Source organism: Acinetobacter sp. MD2(2019) (assembly GCF_035615615.1).
Lineage (GTDB): Bacteria > Pseudomonadota > Gammaproteobacteria > Pseudomonadales > Moraxellaceae > Acinetobacter.
The window spans coordinates 21,200-37,621 of sequence record NZ_VTDU01000024.1 but is presented as its reverse complement, the minus strand read 5'-3'; the positions used below and the strand labels follow the sequence as shown (position 1 = coordinate 37,621).

At 37.3% G+C, this 16,422-nt stretch carries 20 protein-coding genes; 7 read left to right on the top strand and 13 right to left on the bottom strand.

Annotation, left to right across the window (positions count from 1 at the left end; translation table 11 throughout):
* On the bottom strand, positions 1-282 hold a 282-nt coding region (locus I2F62_RS11300), incomplete at its 3' end, for a helix-turn-helix domain-containing protein (RefSeq protein WP_324627107.1).
* Between the two features lie 105 nt (positions 283-387).
* Positions 388-789, bottom strand: coding sequence for a transposase family protein (locus tag I2F62_RS11295; RefSeq protein WP_324627106.1), 402 nt, complete (start codon positions 787-789; stop codon positions 388-390).
* 479 nt (positions 790-1,268) lie between these two features.
* On the opposite strand from I2F62_RS11295, the gene I2F62_RS11290 reads away from it, so the two are divergent.
* From I2F62_RS11290 to I2F62_RS11280, 3 genes are all read left to right on the top strand, one after another.
* A protein-coding gene (locus I2F62_RS11290) for an IS5 family transposase (RefSeq protein WP_324627105.1) occupies positions 1,269-2,020 on the top strand; the annotation gives its coding sequence in 2 pieces (ribosomal slippage) (positions 1,269-1,599 and positions 1,599-2,020; 753 coding nt in all).
* A gap of 250 nt (positions 2,021-2,270) precedes the next feature.
* Positions 2,271-2,570, top strand: coding sequence for a DUF4258 domain-containing protein (locus tag I2F62_RS11285; protein ID WP_324627104.1), 300 nt, complete (start codon positions 2,271-2,273; stop codon positions 2,568-2,570).
* An 8-nt stretch (positions 2,571-2,578) separates the two neighbouring features.
* Entirely contained in the window at positions 2,579-3,037 is a 459-nt protein-coding gene (locus I2F62_RS11280) for a helix-turn-helix domain-containing protein (protein WP_324627103.1), read from the top strand.
* Positions 3,038-3,432: 395 nt separating this feature from the next.
* On the opposite strand, the gene I2F62_RS11275 is transcribed toward I2F62_RS11280, so the two are convergent.
* The 9 genes from I2F62_RS11275 to I2F62_RS11235 form a co-directional block, all read right to left on the bottom strand.
* Entirely contained in the window at positions 3,433-4,560 is a 1,128-nt protein-coding gene (locus I2F62_RS11275) for a phage integrase Arm DNA-binding domain-containing protein (protein ID WP_324627102.1), read from the bottom strand.
* A 3-nt stretch (positions 4,561-4,563) separates the two neighbouring features.
* The gene (locus I2F62_RS11270) at positions 4,564-4,773 is read right to left on the bottom strand and encodes a hypothetical protein (RefSeq protein WP_324627101.1); all 210 of its coding nucleotides are present in this window, start codon (positions 4,771-4,773) and stop codon (positions 4,564-4,566) included.
* A gap of 112 nt (positions 4,774-4,885) precedes the next feature.
* Positions 4,886-5,113, bottom strand: a complete 228-nt coding sequence (locus I2F62_RS11265) for a hypothetical protein (RefSeq protein WP_324627100.1) — start codon at positions 5,111-5,113, stop codon at positions 4,886-4,888.
* A 146-nt stretch (positions 5,114-5,259) separates the two neighbouring features.
* Complete coding sequence (locus tag I2F62_RS11260; protein ID WP_324627099.1) at positions 5,260-6,222, bottom strand: site-specific integrase; 963 nt, start codon at positions 6,220-6,222, stop codon at positions 5,260-5,262.
* Positions 6,203-6,625: a hypothetical protein gene (locus I2F62_RS11255; protein ID WP_324627098.1), complete on the bottom strand. Its 423-nt coding sequence runs from the start codon at positions 6,623-6,625 to the stop codon at positions 6,203-6,205. The genes I2F62_RS11260 and I2F62_RS11255 overlap by 20 nt, the downstream gene beginning before the upstream one ends.
* A gap of 47 nt (positions 6,626-6,672) precedes the next feature.
* On the bottom strand, positions 6,673-7,170 hold the full coding sequence (locus I2F62_RS11250) for a hypothetical protein (RefSeq protein WP_324627097.1): 498 nt from the start codon (positions 7,168-7,170) through the stop codon (positions 6,673-6,675).
* A gap of 541 nt (positions 7,171-7,711) precedes the next feature.
* Entirely contained in the window at positions 7,712-7,930 is a 219-nt protein-coding gene (locus I2F62_RS11245; protein WP_324627096.1) for a hypothetical protein, read from the bottom strand.
* A gap of 5 nt (positions 7,931-7,935) precedes the next feature.
* Positions 7,936-9,231, bottom strand: coding sequence for a Y-family DNA polymerase (locus I2F62_RS11240; protein ID WP_324627095.1), 1,296 nt, complete (start codon positions 9,229-9,231; stop codon positions 7,936-7,938).
* A 19-nt stretch (positions 9,232-9,250) separates the two neighbouring features.
* Positions 9,251-9,877, bottom strand: a complete 627-nt coding sequence (locus I2F62_RS11235; RefSeq protein WP_324626057.1) for a LexA family protein — start codon at positions 9,875-9,877, stop codon at positions 9,251-9,253.
* Positions 9,878-10,300: 423 nt separating this feature from the next.
* On the opposite strand from I2F62_RS11235, the gene fdxA reads away from it, so the two are divergent.
* From fdxA to I2F62_RS11220, 3 genes are all read left to right on the top strand, one after another.
* Positions 10,301-10,630, top strand: coding sequence for a ferredoxin FdxA (gene fdxA / locus I2F62_RS11230; RefSeq protein WP_324627094.1), 330 nt, complete (start codon positions 10,301-10,303; stop codon positions 10,628-10,630).
* A 228-nt stretch (positions 10,631-10,858) separates the two neighbouring features.
* Positions 10,859-12,019, top strand: a complete 1,161-nt coding sequence (locus tag I2F62_RS11225; protein WP_324627093.1) for a phosphotransferase enzyme family protein — start codon at positions 10,859-10,861, stop codon at positions 12,017-12,019.
* 81 nt (positions 12,020-12,100) lie between these two features.
* Positions 12,101-14,230 (top strand): TonB-dependent siderophore receptor, encoded by a 2,130-nt coding sequence (locus I2F62_RS11220; RefSeq protein WP_324627109.1) that lies wholly within the window; start codon positions 12,101-12,103, stop codon positions 14,228-14,230.
* 258 nt (positions 14,231-14,488) lie between these two features.
* Here the strand turns inward: I2F62_RS11220 and I2F62_RS11215 are convergent, their stop codons facing one another.
* Positions 14,489-14,656: a hypothetical protein gene (locus I2F62_RS11215; protein WP_324627092.1), complete on the bottom strand. Its 168-nt coding sequence runs from the start codon at positions 14,654-14,656 to the stop codon at positions 14,489-14,491.
* A gap of 267 nt (positions 14,657-14,923) precedes the next feature.
* Between I2F62_RS11215 and I2F62_RS11210 the strand changes: the two genes are divergently transcribed.
* On the top strand, positions 14,924-15,169 hold the full coding sequence (locus I2F62_RS11210; RefSeq protein ID WP_324627091.1) for a hypothetical protein: 246 nt from the start codon (positions 14,924-14,926) through the stop codon (positions 15,167-15,169).
* Between the two features lie 49 nt (positions 15,170-15,218).
* On the opposite strand, the gene metK is transcribed toward I2F62_RS11210, so the two are convergent.
* On the bottom strand, positions 15,219-16,385 hold the full coding sequence (gene metK / locus I2F62_RS11205) for a methionine adenosyltransferase (protein WP_324627090.1): 1,167 nt from the start codon (positions 16,383-16,385) through the stop codon (positions 15,219-15,221).
* Positions 16,386-16,422: the final 37 nt, after the last annotated feature.

Sequence of the window (16,422 nt, the reverse complement as noted above, 5' to 3'; positions counted from 1 at the left end):
ACCAAATGTTTGTTCAAATAATGGCACTAGATCTTTAGCCTGTGAAAATGCTGTTGTTTCAACAAAGCTTTTGAACGCTTGTAAGTCTTTAATTTTATAGGGTCGACCTGCTTTGTCTGGATGAGGTCTATTTGCATTGCCCTGATGCTTTTCAAGTTTGATCCATAGATCTAGAGTGGTTCTTGCGATCTTAAAAATGATACAAGTTTTAGATTTATTCTGGCATTCTTTGTAGTAGCTCAGAGCTTTGTGGCGAAGATCATTGGAATATGGCTTAGGCATAACAGCAGCTAGTAGGTTTTTTTATAGTGTAGCAAACTTTATATTTTTAGCTATACATAGTGAACCATTAGCTGTGCTTTAATCGTATGACGCTTTTTCTTTCCACTATAAAATTTCTTTTGTTTTTTTGGGACGCTCTATCGTCATTTCAGTGGCATCAACAACGATCACCTCCCAATCAATTCCTTGTCCTTGTGGTAATTTCTTAGGTAAATGAAACTTCTTTGATTTTATGAGAATATTTTCAATTTTAGTGATGATTCTAGACGCGCTAGATTCATGAACACCGTAGCTCATTGCTGTGTGGAAAAGTGTTCTATATTCACGCCAATAACTTAAGGCCATGAGCAATTGATCTTCAAGGGGCAGGCGAGATGGGCGACCTCGCCCAGAGATCTTTTGAGCTTCTTTTAAGATATCAAGCATTTCTGAGAAAGTTGAGATTTTTACGCCGACTAGACGCTTAAATTGGCTTTCAGACAATGTTTTAACATGGATGTATTTCATGCAAAGATTATAGCTAAATTTGGCGACCAAAGAGAGTAAAAAATGATCATAAGGTTGGTCGTTTTTTGATTTATGCAAGAGATCTAGTAAGAAAGACTCTCGTTTTTCCTAACCAAGAGAAAAATGACATTCGTGTGAGGTTTAGATAAGCATATGTTTGGACGAAAATAATAAGTGGTTGATTGCTTCTTAACGCCCTCCGTTGGTTTAAAGCAGAGGTAAATGATATCTTACTTCTGTTTAGCGATAGAGTCTAATCAAGCATGGACTATAGCTGACTACTTAAGACACCAATACACCTAAAGGTTGATAAAATCAGTTTTTTACAGTAAAGCCTATGTCTTGAGTTTTTGGTATTCAGTTATATATTCGAGTAATTATAAGGTGGTTATTTTATCGTAATCAGCATAAAATGTTGTGTAATACTAAGGTCTGTTGAGAATTGATTCTATTTATTTAAAAAAGATGAAAATATTTAGATGGATAGATACATACTCACTGATTCCCAATGGGAAAAAATGTCACAACACTGTTTGGGTAAAAGCACAGATCGTGGACGTAGTGGCACCAATAACCGTTTATTTATTAAAGCAGTGCTATGGATTGCCCGCACAGGCAGTCCATGGCGAGACTTACCTCCAGAATTTGGTAAGTGGAATACTGTTTTTAAACGATATCGTGATTGGGTAAAAGCAGGTGTATTTGAAAAAATCTTTGCAGCAGTCAATGATGATATTGATTTGGAATATGCCATGATTGATGGCACGATTGTAAGAGTTCATCGCCATGGTCAAGGTGCAAAAGGGGGACCTATAATCAAGCGATAGGTAAATCTCGTGGAGGAATGACCACTAAAATCTTAGCTTTGGTTGATGGTTTAGGGAACTTGATTAAATTTCGTTTAATGCCTGGGCAACAACATGACTCAGTTGAAGTTAAACCATTAATTGAAAATGTAGATTTTCAAGCTTTATTGGGAGATAAAGCTTTTGATGCCGATTGGTTGCTTAAAGAATTAAATGATAAGAATGTAACAGCGGTTATTCCACCCAAATTAAATCGGAAAACTCAGCGTGACTTTGATAAAGAGATGTACAAATGGCGGCATCTGATCGAGAATTACTTTTGCAAATTAAAAGAATTTAAACGGATTGCGATGCGTAGTGATAAAACGGATAGTAGTTTCTCTGCAATGATTTCGCTCTGTGCAAGTGTAATTAACTCTAGGTAATTCTCAACAGACCCTAGAATAAAGTAACTAGAGGTGCTTTTTATCACCAAACAAACCCACTTTTGAGTGGGTTTTTATGTAAAACGATAACATTTAACGCAGTTAATCAGTAAAGAGCTAGCCATATTACGCTAGATATGGTGACGAAAACTAATTGACCGAATATTCTTAATATAATATAGTCCGCACATACCGCTAATAATTAGCGGTTATGCGCAATTCACTCCACTAATTTTCAAAGTGTCCATGTATGTGTTTAACCGAAATTGAAGCTAAGCGTAAGCTTAGGGAAATTGCAAAAGACACTAGAAAAATTAAACTCTCAGCACACGCAAGAGAAAGAATGAAAGAGCGCAATATCTCGCTTAAGCAAATTATTTGTTGTTTTGAGCATGGAGATATTATAGAAGGCCCATATGCAGATACTCGTGGTGATTGTAAGTTGAATGTATCAGTGCGTACAGCAGGCGAGATAATTACAACAACTGTTGTAATTAAGGTCTGTGAAAATGGGGACTTTTCTATTGTTGTTACTACATTTAAAGAATAGGCACAGTTATGTATCACTATGAAGAGTGTGGTTTAAGCAATGTTTGGCTTATTGATGGTTTTGAAATTGAGCATGATGAAGCTTATGGTGAATTGGTATCAATTGCATCTGTAAATGAGCTCCATAAAACAATCGGTCTATACTTGATTAATGAAAAACCAGAACTTAATGGTGAAGAAATCCGTTTTTTACGCAAAGAGTTAAATCTTTCACAAAAAAATTTAGCAGGAATTTTACAAGTCGATGAGTCAACAGTCCGTAATTGGGAGAGTGATCGAGGTAAAATAACAAAATCTGCTGAACTTTTATTAAGGGCATTATATAAAGAGCAAGCCCATGGCGGTGGTGCTCTAATGGAAATGATTGAAAAACTTAACCATCAAGAAAGAACTCTTGAAAGTGATAGCATGAGTTTCTCATACCATCGTAATCGCTCTTGGAAACATAAAGATTTAGAAGTTAGATAAAAATCGCCTTCGGGCGGTTTTTATTTTCCATCAAATTCACGTCATTAATATCAACGTTTATCTACTCAATATTCATGAGATTGAAGCACTAGTGTATTAATAATCATTGTCAATTCGGTCAATTTTATGCAAAATGCCAAAAATAGTTTTGCGATAGTTTTGTGGTGGGTAAAAAATAGATAGGTATAAAATAAATAAAAACAACCACTTAATCTATTTTTAAATTTATTCCGATTTTCATATAACTAATATGGATTAAATTGCATAAATTATTGTTATTTAATGATAATTTGTATTTTTAAATTTAAACAGCGTTGAAAATTTTGAACAAATTGAAAGTAAAGAAAACAATGACTTAGTAAACAGTTTTGCTATAATTTACTAAGTCATTTAAGTCAAGTTAATGAATAGGGTAATAATATTCCAGGTGTAGCATCATTCCAAATAATATCGTGTCCAGACTCGTAATGTTCAGTCATTCTTGACGTACTGTGGCCTGCAATTTTTTGCCCAGACTTATTTTCTTTCTTGTGTAAAAATAATGCTAAAGCTCGTATCTCATGGAATGTTGGCATTTGAGATGTTGAATACTTAGGGTATGCTCCTGACTCATTTGATACATTTTTGAAGACATAGGTTAAATACTTCAAATCTACCTGGGTTGGATGCTCTCTGGTGCCAGAACTGTGCCGCCCGCGTGGATCTGGAACTCTATGGATAATAAACGGGCTTTCTACACCGTCATTGCAGCGATCTAAAATGCTTTGCAGTTCTGGTGTAATTTTAATTCGGATATAGCCCGCACCTTCTAAAGTTTCAAATTCATCATCAGATTCTTCGGTAGTTTTTTGCTGAACCACATGCAAATAGCCATCTCTAATATCTGACCATTTCATTTTTAAAATGTCACTACGCCGTTGGGCGGTGAGCATGGCAAGGTCTATGGCATTTTGCAGCCAAAATGGTGAGGCACTGCGTATTTTTATCAGTCCATCAATCGTGTGGCGCTTGCGTGCTTTAACGTATCCTTTAGACAGGGTTTTAGTTACTGGATTATCAGGACACAATCCTTTGCTAACCGCATAGTCAAACAGGCCGATTAGAACTATCCTACAGTGATTACTTGCGCTAACTGACATACTATCTAGTAACTGACTAACCATTAATAAGGTAATGTTATCGAGTGGCATTTTAGCCCATAATTTTTTTCCTTTATTTATCGCACAGGTATATCCATTTATAGTGGTTGAAGATAATGGTTTTCCATTTTTCTTGGTTTTCTGTGCAAGGTAATCATCTGCAACTTCTGTGAAAGTCATCCCTTCACCAATCACTTTTGTGATTAGATTGTTATTGGGGATTAATAAGTCATTAAGTTTTCTAGCAGCATTGATCGCTTTTTGTTTATCGGTACCAATGCTAGTGAATAGACCGGTAACAGGATGTCGGTAGCGCCATCCGCTACCGTTTCTATAAAGATTTGCAGGCAAATCTCTGTTTTTATTAATACGAGGTCGTGCCATGGTTTATCGCTGCATAAGTACTTTATCGACTAAATCATCACCTGTTCTGCGTTGATAGCTTTCCCAGTCGATGTACCAAGTGCGTTTTATTTGTCGAGCAGGTAATTCACCTAATCGACATGAACGCGTAATCGTTTGTGGTGTTGGAGGTGTGGAATCTTCTTCACCATAAACACGTTTAATGAACTCAGAAACTTTGATCAAACAAGTCATTATTCATTCTCCGAAAAATCATCAATTTCAGATGCGTTTACAATTTCAAAGTGGTGTTCCATTTTTCCGCCGTAGACGATAAGTTTACGACTTTGCGACGAGTAACTAAATTTCATGCGGCATCACCTTCTTGTTGTGAATTTAGAGCTGCACGTTTCTTTTTAATTTCGTCCAAAAGAGTGGGTACAATTTCAGGATTACGCTTGTATGCAGTTGCTTCCAGTGCATCTAATGCTTCTGCGGTCGTGGCATTTTGAATATCAGACAATAACGAGGGTGGATTCTGATTTGCTGTTTGATTTAGCTCACTTATGCCCACAGTTAACAAAGAAACCATCATTGAATACTCAAATACAGCAAGTGACGTACTCGAAAGCTGCGTCACAGAATATTCAAAAATGGCAGGATACGCTGATGCAGAGCGAATTGATAAAGAAAAATTGAGTGAGAGTTGGCCTGGAAATAAAAAACCCCTCGATTGAGGGGTTAAATAGGAATGATTTCATTGTCGCAAGCAAAAATCCACCCTTCTACAACATCACCGTACCACTGCATAAGTCGGGCTTTTTCTTCTTTGTATTTAGCGTGATTGTAGAAGCGTTTTGAGAATTTATAGTTATTGCTCATTGGGTTATGGGCAATACATAGCTCAATTGCATCATCTCGCCAAAGGTTTGATTCGTAACAGTACGTAGAAAAGATATGCCTAAACCCATGGAGCGTTTGCTTTCTTGCAAATTTCGTCCTTAGGATTGCATGTCTTAAGCTTGCCCCTGTGATAGGCTCACCATTTTTACACACATATCTAGAAGGGAAAACATAGTATTCTGATGGGCACTCTGCTCTCCAACCTTCCAACAGATCAACAAGTTGAGTGCACATGAAGACTTCATGATCAATCCTTGTCTTTGTTCTCGCCGCAGGAATTCTCCATATTCTTGAATTAAAATCCAATTCATTCCATTGCATTCCAAAAACCTCGCCTGACCTCGAAGCTGTGAAAACTATACAAAATAATGCGATAAGATGACATTTATCTAAATTTTTAGACTGTATCTGCCTGAAAAAATCAGGCAAATAAATGGGATCAACGAAAGGGTATCGTTTTTGAGTGTGCTTTCGCGTTACTTTTAGCACAATATTCATTGGGTTGTGGCTACACTCACCAAGATAAAACGCATAATCAAATACGCGTGCAATAATCTGTCTAACACGAACAGATGTTCTCGTCTTGTTTTGCATTTCCAAAACACGAATTGGCTGCAAAACTATAAAATGGTCAATCTCTGCAAGTGTCAGATCACCTAGGTAGTTGTGAATGTATGACTCATAAGTGCTGACCATGTTATACCTGCTTCTTGGCACAACTGATGGACTCCACATATTAAAGAACTCAAAAAATATAACCTCAAAAGTTCGCGGTTCTTTCTTATTTAATGTTTGCGCCATTTTCTTGCAACCAATCTAGATATGAAGAAACAGGTTTGTCTTTTGGCAGCCAAAATTTACGAGCTAATTCGAATGCAAAAACTTGCTGATTCTTTGGCAAAGCATAGAACTTTTGAGCAACATCCTTTTTGTCAATTGCATCAAATTCATCGCCAAAAATAGCAGCGTATGGAATACCAGTAGCAAAACTATAAAGAATTGAATCTAGTCCCGCGCTGTATTTTGTGTCAAAACCATTCGCAGCAGCGCAAACAACCATCCATTCGCCGTAGCTAAGCACAGGAGATTCCTGGAGAGCATCAGCTACAGCAATTAGGAAGTTAATACGCTTGGCTTGATCACCATTTTCAGCAACAATCTTTTCGGATTGCTCTGTAATGTGGAAAGATGTGCGTTTTGCCATTTTGTTTATCCTAAAAAAGTTGCCCACCGAAGCGGGCTTAAGTATTGTTAGTTATATTCAGCATCGAGTTGATCAACAACATCTTGAATTTGTTTGCATGTGCGAATCCAGTCCGTGAATAATGCTTCTTCAAGCTCATTCAGGTCGTAATCGTAATCGTTTTCTTTGTCGATATGAGCTGTATGAGTGTTAAAGTTGGCATCTAAGCGGTTTGTGTTGCGGTCAAATTGAACTTGCACGATGCGCTTGTCTTGAATCTCAACCACAAAAGTCATCGCTTCTTCAACAAAGTCAACATCAATAATTTTAAGAACGGATTTGAACTCGCCATCAAAAACCTGAATATCTTTGATTAGCTCGAGGTTCCCGTCACGACCCATGTTATTGTTGAACTCGTCAACAAATTGAACATTGCGAAGTTTAGAACCAGCTTTGTGTGCAAAACCTTGAAAGTCACCGTAAGTTAAAGTTCCAGTAGACAAGTTGTTTAATTTAACAACTAAGCGAACTGTTTCACCGTTCAATTCAGTAAATAATGCTTTCATTTTTTATCTCCTGCGCTTTCTCTATGAGTAGCGACTTGGTTTGTTTTTTACAAGAGAGCCGATCTCGTCTTGATGTAGTAACAATATCAAAAGGTAATACCTTTTTCAATAGGTAATACCTTTTTATTTTAATTATATTTAAAAATACCGTAAAACTTTCTTTCTATTTTTAAGATATCCATAGATAAATAGGAATAAAACACCAAAGCACATATACTTATGAACAATTTTATTTCTAATTCTCTCGTGCACTTCTATAACGATCGGCTTAAAAATCTGTGAAATATCTATGCGATTTTCTACTGGTGTACTATTTAAATAGTTTGCAAGATTACGATCTAAAAAATTAAGCATAAATAAGCAGAATATAAAAAAGATAATTGGCAGATAAATAATCTTCGGGTGCCTTCTTGCTGTAAGACAGAATATTTCAAATTCGTTTTTTATGAATTCCACTTTTGTTCCCCTTAGCGAAATATTAGTATTGACTAAATTTTTACTTAACACCCAGCAACCCATTGGCAACTAAGTAATTTCCACCTCACTTGACAGTACCCATAACCGGAACCAACTTAGGTCCAGCCATGCGGGCTTTACTGACAATCTCAACAAGTTCATCATAAGTTAATTCAAACTTGTCCTCACTATCAAAAATATATTCCATATTTATACCTACCAACTCAGGCGGAGTGGGCGGCACGAAACGCTTAGGAATAAGCATTTGCGTAACTTGTTTGTCTGATAATTTAAATATATGCATGGTCTTTATCTCACTCTGAATAGGTCTGGCCAACTTGTTAAATAAGAGGGTGATTTTAAATTTTGAGTCATTTGCCAAGGCTGAATCTGATTATTTACAATACCTAATGTCAGTGAGTTTTTTCCAAAGCGATTAGATACAGCATCAATAGTATTAGATAGATTCTCGCGGTCGTTCCTATGAGCAATGTCGCAAAACAGGTCAGGTAAATATTTCGATTTATCAATGATGTCCAGCAACACAATACCGGCTTTCTTGTATTTGAAGCCTTGTTTGTAAATTTGATCAATACCTTTTATTGCTGCACGTGTAATCTCGAGTAAATCGTCGGTATGATCATGCATCTGCATCACAATATAAGGTGAGTACAGCTCGGATTTATCAAATCGGTTTGTTTTTATATAGACCCCAATCATTTTGCAAATTGATTCATCTTCTCGCATCCGTTTTACAGCACGCGACACATATAGGCGTATAGATGATTTGATGTCTTCAATATCACAAACAGGATTGCCATACGATCGGCTACTGATAATTTGTTTTTTGGCAACATTATCTGTCTCGATATCAATACACGAAATACCTTGTAGCTCCTGCATGGTTTTCTCCATCACCACGCTGAAGTTCTTACGGATTTCTTGGGAATTGGAATTAATAAGGTCGAGGACTGATGTAATGCCCATAGTATTAAGTTTTTTACTAATTTGACGACCAACACCCCAAACTTCACTAACATCTGTTTGGGCTAGTAAAGCTTCAGCAGAACATGGATCCATATCTACTAGATTACAAACGCCGTTAAAAAATTTGTTCTTCTTTGCCAGGTGATTAGCAATCTTAGCTTCAGTTTTAGATCGACCAATACCAACACAGCAGGGTAAGCCTAACCATTGCCATGCTTGATCTTTCATTTGGCGGGCGTATTCAGTTAAATCAAATAACTCAGAATAGGCTGTGAGCCTTAAAAAGCATTCATCAATTGAGTAGATCTCTTGTTCGTCGGGTGCAACGTACTGTCCTAGCAATGTCATAAATCTCTTTGACATTTCACCATACAATCCATAGTTACTCGAAAGCACTTGGATATTGTATTTCTGAACCAGGTCTTTTATCTGAAATAACGGTACAGCCATTTTTACACCAAGGTCTTTGGCTTCTTGGCTGCGTGCTACAGCACACCCATCGTTATTGCTCAAAACAATAACAGGTTTATTATTTAAGGAAGGATTAAATACGCGCTCACAAGACACGTAGCAGTTATTCACGTCCACTAACGCAAATATTTGATTTTCACTTTTCATTTTTAGTTCTTCTTATGACTTATGCGCGGTGATAGATACGCTTTAAGTTGAAAGTGATAACACCCCAAACTGAGATAGTCTGGTCATCTGCAGGAATAATATGTTGATATTCGGGATTCTCGGCCTTCAGCCAAATATTGGGGAGCGAATAATTTTCATCACCAAAGATTTCTTTAATTTCAGACTTTGACATCTTACTAGTGATCATTAAACGTTTGATGGTGGAATCTTTATTATCGATTAGTGCGACAACAATATCATAGTGCTTGGCTTCAATACTGCGATCGACAATAATTGGATCATTCACCTCAAAACCAGCACCAAGCATAGATTCGCTATCGACATAGGCCATAAAGGTCGATATTGGGTTATGAATCAGGAAGTCGTTTAAGTCGAGCGCTTTATCTTGCTCGTCTTTGGTACCGAAAGCAGGTCCAGCAGGAATTCGTTCTAGTGAAACAGGAATGTTAACTTTTGATTGAGGAACGATCGGGACAATTTTCAGTGTATTAGCCAATATATTTTGTTGGCTAATCAGCTCAAGAATAGTATTGATTGTTGGGCTGGGCTTGCCATCGGCACCCATTATAGATTGTAGCGATGACCAGGCATCGTCAGAGAAGTAGATTGGTAACTTCTTGGACATAATTAGCTCCTACGCAACTCGGCGTGTTTGGATATGTATTTGAGCAAATATAGTACAAGCTATTTGCACATGAATTCAAATTTATTTTGCCGTAATAATTTTGTACTAAGTCAGCACTATAAATTGAATGTTTATTCACTCGAAATTTTATGAGTTAGGTTTAATAGGGTATTAATAATCATTGTCAATATGGTCAATTTGCTTTAAATTTCTAAAAATGGTTTTGTTAGAATTTTGCTAAAATTTTGCTAAGTATAAAAAATAAATAGTAATAAAGTAAATAAAAACAATAATTTAATGAAATTTGGTATTTATTCCGATTTTCATATAACTAATATCAATAAAAGGAATTGTTTGTTAGTACCATTTTTGCCTACAATATGCCAATTAAATGAAAACATGTTTTTTTAGGTAGCTGTCGCCATGACCTTTGTTGTCACTGAAAATTGTATTAAATGTAAATATCAAGACTGTGTTGAAGTTTGCCCAGTAGATTGTTTCTATGAAGGTCCAAACTTTTTGGTGATTAATCCAGACGAATGTATTGACTGTGCATTGTGTGAACCTGAATGTCCAGCAAATGCAATTTTCTCGGAAGATGAATTACCAGAAGGGCAAGAAGTCTTTATTGAACTCAATGCTGAACTTGCAGAAAAATGGCCAAACATTACTCAAATTGGCGATCAACCTGCAGACCGCGAAGAGTGGAACGGTAAGGCAGATAAATTACAATATTTAGAAAAAGGTGAATAACCTTTAAATTTCGAGATGTTTTAATCATTAAGTTTCACCAAAATACATATGGTGAAAGACTTTAGTAGCGAAAATATCTCGATAAAAACATCAAAAAGTATGTTGAATGACCTGATTTCTTGTAAATCAGGTTTTTTTATTGTGTTTAAAGCAAAAATATCGTTTAAACCATTTTTAAACAGCATTTCTATTTTAAAATAGCAGCTAGACAAAATACTGGAAAAGTGGATGCTCAGCACAGAAACCAGCTTAGGTCATGGTATGGATGGCGAGCTAGAAACCAAAGATTGGGAAAATCTAAACACAGCAGATATTCAACGTTTGCAGTTTTACTATCCTCAATTACACGGCGCAATCGATATTACATGGAATAGTCCTCGTCCTTTTTCATCCGCAGCTTTAATTCGCGTTGAAAATCAGACTTTTTTTGTGAAGCGGAGTCACCGTTCTTTTCGTTCTGCGCAAGATTTAATGCAAGAACATTTGTTTATTTCGCATCTTTCGAAAAAACAACTGCGCGTTCCTGAAATTTTAATTGCCAATACTGGCATGAGTGCGATAGAACTGGACGATTGGGCCTATGAAATACATCGTTACAGCCCATCTGTCGATGTCTATGCAGATACACCATCGTGGAAACCCTTTTTATATGCCGAACATGCTTGGCAAACCGGTGCGATGTTGGCAAATTTGCATCTTGCCGCACAGGATTATGACGTTGTGGTTGGGCGGACAGCCAGATATTTGGTTTCAACGCAACAGCTTTTAGAAAGTGACTATCTTGTTCCTGCATTACAAACAAGAATCGAATCGAGTCGTGCATTAAGCGATTATTTTAAAGATAAAACACTCGATTCAACCTTATTGTTACAGTTAGGTCAAATACATCAAAAAATTGTTCAACCATTACAAGCCTGCCAGAAAATATGGACGCATAACGATTTACATGCATCGAATTTACTTTGGGATGCCGAAGACCAAACCGCAAAAATTGCAGCAGTGATTGACTTTGGTTTATGCGATCGAACCAGTAAGGTTTATGATTTTGCCATTACCATAGAACGTAATTTTATCGATTGGTTAGCACTTAAAAATAGCAATGACATTCAAATTGATTATGTTGGTTTAGAGCAATTTCTTCGCGGTTATGCGGCCAATATGCAAACATTTGAACACTTCGATATTGTGCCAGACTTACTCACAATTGTGCATGTCGATTTTGCCATGTCTGAATTAGAATATTTTGTTGCGATTACACACAATTTATCTCATGCAGATGCGGCATATCAGGATTGGTTAATTGCACATACCGCATGGTTTTTCCGTGTACAAGGGCAGCAGTTTAAACAAAAATTAGCACGGCTCATTCAAGATATTTTGCTTAAATAATATCTAAAAATAGATAAAGATTGCTATGGCTTTATTGGAATGAAGCTTTTAATATGCTTTCTTTTTATTGACTTTACTGCAATGAATCGTGCGCATTTTCAATATCACACGCTGTATCAGTCTATCTTAGTTTCTATTATTGCAATCGCAACATCGGCACATGCACAAGATGAAGCGCTGCTATCGACCATCACAGTTCATGCCAATAATGAATTAAACTCTCGATATGCTTCAAATAATATAAATATCATTGGCTTAGGGCTAAAATCGCTGAATACGCCAGCGTCTGTTTCTGTTGTTACAGCAGAACGTATGGCAGATCAACATGCAAAATTGCTGACGGATGTGGTTAAAAATGATGCATCTGTGGGCGATGGTTATGCTCCCGTTGGCTATTATCCAAATTTTGTTGCCAGAGGATTTTCACTGAATCAGGCATCGAGCTATTTAATTAATGGTCAGCCGATTCGCGGTGAGCAAAACGTTGCCTTAGAAAACAAAGAACAAGTCGAAATTTTAAAAGGCATTTCTGCAATTCAAAGCGATATGTCGACACCTGCCGGTGTGATCAATTATGTGACCAAAAGACCGAAAGACGTTAATGAGGTTGGATTTGATATCAACAGCGAAGGAAATCGCAGTATTTCAACCGATATTGGTGGATTTTTGGGGCAACAAAAACAGTTTGGTTATCGGGTGAATTTGGCACAAGAAGCATTGCGCCCTTATGTCGAGCATAGCAATGGCGAGCGAACTTTCGGTTCGGTCGCACTCGATTGGACCATTTCAGACCATTCACAACTTCAGTTTGATTTAGAGTCACAGCGTCAGAAACAGCGGTCTGTGGCGGGATACCAATTATTAGATAATCAAACCGTGCCTTCAGATACCACATGGGATCGGGCGCTCGGTTACCAAAGTTGGAGCAAGCCGGTCACAATCAACAGTTTAAACAGCAGTTTAAAATATAATTATCAGTTTAATGAGGATTGGTCTGCAAGTTTAACGGCTTCGCATAGCCAAGTAAAAATTGATGACTATTCTGCCTTTCCTTATGGTTTCTATGCCGATGGTTCGTATGATATTTACGATTATGAACAACCAAATGATAGACGCCGTACCGATCAAATGAAAGCCAATGTCAGTGGTTATTTCTCGACGGGGAAGCTTGAACATCGTGTGACTATGAGTTTAAGTCAAACGCAGAAAACCCAGAAACAATATGAAGGGATCAATAATAATTTAGACCTAAATAAGAACCCGATGACGGGAAATATTTATAGTCCGACGAACGATTATCTTCAACCTAAAGGTAGTTTAGGTGCCTATTATAAAGCTTTAGACAACCAACAAACGGCATTCAGTTTACAAGATTTAATTCAGTTGAATGCACAGTGGTCTACCTTAGTTGGTGGAAAATGGCTGCATGTAAACGAAAAAGCGTATAACGCTGAAGGTTCTGAGAGTCGTCATACTCAAATGGATAAATTCTTGCCTCAAGCTGCAGTGATGTATCATCCTTTTGAAAATACCCATTTTTACGCATCTTATGCCAAAGGTTTAGCCGATGGTGGACAAGCACCGTGGAATGCCAATAATGCGTATCAAGTTCTTGCACCAATTCAATCGGAACAATATGAAATTGGTGTAAAACAACAGCTTCAGAACTTTTTCATTACTGCAGCGGTTTATCAGCTCACTCAAGATAACCAATATATTAATGATGCAAGAGATTTTGTTCAGCAAGGAAAACAGCGTAACCGAGGTGTTGAGCTTGCGGTGAGTGGCGATTTAACCTCGCATTTGGCAGTGATGTCATCGGCATCGTGGACGCAGGCGCGTTTAGTTGGCATTGGCACCAATGCATTGACTGGTCACCAAAGTCAAAATGTACCGGTATTTAAAGCCGCTACGCATCTGTCTTATGAAATACCTGCTGTAGAGGGCTTACGTGTATTGGGTGGTTTACAATATAGTGCGCGCAAATATGCCAATAAAACGGGTACAGTGAGTGTGCCAGGTTATACAATTTTTGATGCAGGCGCAGCTTATAACTTTAAATGGTCTAATCATGAAACTGTGCTGCGTTTAAATGTAGATAATTTATTGAATAAGAAATATTGGCGTGATGCCGGTGGTTATTTAGGTGATGACTATCTGTTTTTAGGTTCACCACGTACTGCAACTTTATCAGTTAGCTTTAATTTTTAAACCCACACTTGCTAAAAAACACCTTGCTTAATGAAAACATTCAGTGAGGTGTTTTTTTATTCTAATTATTTCAATGGCTTTGTGTTTTTCGTTTTATTTTATACTTTTGTGGTTGATTGTAATGACAATGTCATTCATTTATGTATTTAAGTCGGATTTTTTTATGTAAATTATTACTTTGAAGCATTCGTGTACTGAATTTAGTTTGTTATTTATGTGGATAATTGCCAAGCTTAATTTTAACAGTGTAGCCAATATTTATTCAGTTTTTTCATTACACACTTGGTTATCCGGTGTAACATTTTTTTCAGTAGATTTGCGGTAAGTGTGGTTTTCTAATTTGGTTTGCTGATTCTCTGACTGTTGGTATTTTTTATAGCGATTGGCACGCTCTCTAAAACCACCTTTTATAATTAATTTTTCCATAGCCACATTCTCAATCATCAATGCTTTAATTTTATCAAAGAATAGCGATTCGTACATCTTCTTTTCAGTGAGTAGTTCATGTGTGTAATGGTTTCATTTGCCGATAATCAGTCAGCATAAAAATTGTGGAAAACATGCAGTTAATATTTCAATATCCCAGACTAATTATGTAAAAAATATTGACTAAATTATCACCAATTCTTAATCTAAATAACAGAGGATTTATTCACCCATTCATCGCTCTAATTGCAAAAAAGGAGAAATGAAATGTATCAATATCGTTGTGCGTGCTGTAACACGGTTGTATCTTCAACCGATACCTCTTGCCCAGAATGTGGCTCACATTCAATTCGTAGCCCATTTGGCTTTTGGTTTTTTTGTATTGTGACTTGCTTGGTGATGGCGGTTGGGATAATTGGCGGAAAAATTTATTTACAACAAAATGATGAAGAACCTCAAAAAGTCATTTCAGATTTATTTCATGTAACTGAAAAAACTAAACCTTCAGAATAACGTACATAAAAAAAGCCCACACATGTGCAGGCTTTTAAATCTGGAAAAATTATAGTCCGCTTGCGTGACGCAACGCATCGACTTTGTCGGTTTTTTCCCATGTAAATGCGGTGTCTGAACCTTCACGACCAAAATGTCCATAAGCAGCAGTTTGCTTATACATTGGCTGTAAAAGATTGAGCATACGAGTAATACCAAATGGACGTAAATCAAAATGTTCACGCACAAGGGCAATAATCAGTTCATCATCAATTTTACCGGTGTTAAAGGTATTAATTGAAATAGAGGTTGGCTCTGCAACACCAATTGCATAACTGACTTGGATTTCACATTTATCTGCCAAGCCTGCCGCAACAATATTTTTAGCCACATAACGACCAGCATAAGCCGCTGAACGGTCAACTTTCGATGGATCTTTGCCAGAGAATGCACCGCCACCGTGACGTGCCATACCACCATAAGTATCTACAATAATTTTACGGCCAGTTAAACCACAGTCACCCACTGGGCCACCAATCACAAACATTCCCGTTGGGTTAATGTGAAATTTGGTTGCTGCATGGAACATTTCGCTTGGAATAACCGGTTTAATAATTTCTTCAATCACGGCTTCTTTAAGCTGAGATTGGGTTATTTCAGGGTCGTGCTGGGTGGATAAAACCACGGCATCTAAGCGAACAGGCATGCCATTTTCGTAGGCAAACGTCACTTGGCTTTTTGCATCGGGACGTAACCAAGGCAAAGCACCCGAACGGCGTAACTGCGCTTGGCGTTCCATTAATCGGTGTGCATAAGAAATTGGCGCAGGCATTAAAACATCAGTTTCACGGCTTGCATAACCAAACATTAAGCCTTGGTCGCCCGCACCTTGATCTTCAGGTTTTTGACGATCTACACCTTGTGCAATTTCAGGAGATTGCTTACCAATCATGTTAATGACTGCACAGGTTGAACCATCAAAACCTAAATCGGAATGGTGATAACCAATTCCATTGACGGTTTGACGAACAATTGCTTCAACATCAACATTCGCGGTTGTTGTGATTTCACCTGCAAGTACAACAGCACCTGTTTTTACTAATGTTTCACAAGCAACACGTGCATAAGTGTCTTCTTTTAAAATGGCATCCAAAATAGCATCGCTGATTTGGTCAGCCATTTTATCTGGATGACCTTCGCTTACAGATTCTGAAGTAAAAACAGCGTACTCGCGCATGAAAGTCCTATCACAGTAATTCTAAAGACGCAATATG